Annotated in this window: 2 protein-coding genes and 1 pseudogene; all 3 read left to right on the top strand. The window is 73.0% G+C overall.

What is annotated here, in order from left to right; all coding sequences use genetic code 11:
• Nucleotides 1-329, top strand: a 329-nt coding sequence (locus tag OZN99_RS30265) for a protein-L-isoaspartate O-methyltransferase family protein (protein WP_408611983.1), incomplete at its 5' end; no start/stop codon positions are given.
• Nucleotides 330-465: 136 nt separating this feature from the next.
• Nucleotides 466-1863 carry a TolC family outer membrane protein gene (locus OZN99_RS30260; protein WP_270938922.1) on the top strand — a complete coding sequence of 466 codons (1398 nt, stop codon included), beginning with the start codon at nt 466-468 and terminating at the stop codon, nt 1861-1863.
• Between the two features lie 3 nt (nt 1864-1866).
• Nucleotides 1867-2148 (top strand): annotated as a pseudogene (locus tag OZN99_RS30255) (hypothetical protein); the annotation flags it as partial.

Raw genomic sequence — 2148 nt, 5'->3', positions numbered from 1 at the left:
CCGCGGAGGCGCGCCGGGCCCTGGCCGGCCTCGCGGGGCCGGAGGCGGTGCGGGTCGTCACCGGGGCGCTTGCTGCCGGGCATCCGGCCGGCGCGCCCTATGACGGGATCCTGATCGAGGGCGAGGTACCGGAGATCCCGGAGGTCATCGCCGGGCAACTTGCCGAGGGCGGGCGGCTGGTCGCCGTGCTGGCCGGGGCGGCGCGCGGCGTCTCTTCCCGCGCGGTGCTCGGGCGGCGGGTGAGCGGCAGCTTCAGCCTGGCCGATGCCTTCGACTGCGCCACCCTGCCGCTGCCCGCCTTCCGGCGGCAGCCGGGCTTCGTGTTCTAGCCGCGCCGCGCCGCTCCGCCGGAGAGACAGGCGGGCAGCAGTAGATTCAAGCGGTTACTATTGCGCTCTCGCCGGATCGGCCTTCTGGCCGATCCATTCCTGCTGTAGGATCGTCGCATCCGGGGAGAGATATCGGATGACGTCGTCGCGTTTCGCCCTCGCTGCCCTGCTGATGGCCTCCGCCGCGGTGGTGGAGGTGCGCCCCGCCGCGGGCCAGAGCCTGCAGGAGGCGCTGGCGCTCGCCTATTCGAACAACCCTACGCTGCAGGCCGCCCGCGCCAACCTCCGCGCGGTGGACGAGAACGTGCCGCAGGCGCTGGCCGGCTGGCGGCCGACGGTGCAGATCACCGGCTCCGCCGGGCAGACCGTCAGCTCGACCAACTCGGGCGACAACATCAGCGCCCCCTGGCGGGCGCGCAACCCGGCGGCGATGCAGGGCTCCGTCACCCAGCCGATCTACCAGGGCGGGCGGACGACCTCCTCGACCCGGCGGGCGGAGAACCAGGTGCTGGCGCAGCGCGCCCGCCTGTTCGCGACCGAGCAGCAGGTGATGCTGGACACGGTGAACGCCTATGTCGCGGTGATCCGCGACCAGGAGGAGGTGCGGCTCAACACCAACAACGTCCAGGTGCTGACCCGCCAGCTGCAGGCCACCAACGAGCGCTTCCGGGTGGGCGAGATCACGCGCACCGACGTGGCGCAGGCCGAAAGCCGCCTGGCCGGCGCCATCGCCTCGCGTGCCGAGTCCGAGGGGCGGCTGCAGACCTCGCGCGCCACCTTCACGCGCATCGTCGGCCAGCCGCCGCTGCGCCTGACGCCGCCGCAGCCGCTGCGCCCCCCGGCGCTCAACGCGCAGGAGGCCGGCGCGATCGCCTCGCAGAACAACCCGAACGTGGTCGCCGCGCTGTTCGACGAGGCTGCCGCGCGCGACTTCATCGACGTGCAGTTCTCCAACCTGATGCCGCAGGTCGGCGTCACCGGCTCGCTGTTCCGCAACGACAACACGACCATCCCGGATACCCGCACCAACGGCTCCGCCGTCACCGCCAACGTGACCGTGCCGCTGTTCCAGGGCGGCCGCGAGCATTCGCTGGTGCGCCAGGCGCGCCAGCAGGCCCAGCAGTCCCGCCAGGTGGTGGAGGAGCAGCGGCGCACGGCGATGCAGCAGGCCAGCGCCGCCTTCGAGACGCTGATGGCGAACCGCGCCACGGTGGAGAGCGTCCGCGCCCAGATCCGCGCCGCCGAGATCGCGCTGGACGGCGTGCAGCGCGAGGCCATCGTCGGCAGCCGTACCACGCTCGACGTGCTGAACGCCGAACAGGAGCTGCTGAATGCCCGCGTCAGCCTGGTGCGTGCGCTGGCAAACGTGATCTCCGCCTCGCACAGCCTGGCGGCGGCGGTCGGTCGCCTGACCGCGCGCGACCTGAACCTGCCGGTCCAGCTTTACGACATGGAGGCCTACTATCGTGAGGTCCGCAACCGCTGGGTCGGCTGGGGCGACTACAGCGAAGCCGCCGCATCGCGGAGCCGCTGAGCCATGAGCGGCACGCCCGAAACCCCGAAATCCGCCGGGCCTGATCCGGCGATGGACGACATCCTGGCCTCCATCCGCCGCATCCTGAACGAGGACGAGCAGCCGGGCGGCACGCCGGCGCCCAGGCCCGCGCAGGGTCCGGAACCGATCGAGCTGACGGAGTCCATGCTGGTGCAGCCTGCCGCCGCGGCGCCCACCGCGGAGGCACCGGCAGCGGCGGTAGAGGAGCCTCTGGCCGAGGATCCGCCCGCCGGCGCGGCGGCCGCGGACGGCGCTGGCGCGGCG

Source organism: Falsiroseomonas oryzae (assembly GCF_027856955.1).
GTDB lineage: Bacteria > Pseudomonadota > Alphaproteobacteria > Acetobacterales > Acetobacteraceae > Falsiroseomonas > Falsiroseomonas oryzae.
The sequence above is the reverse complement of the archived record's forward strand: the minus strand, read 5'-3'. Positions and strand labels throughout refer to the sequence as shown.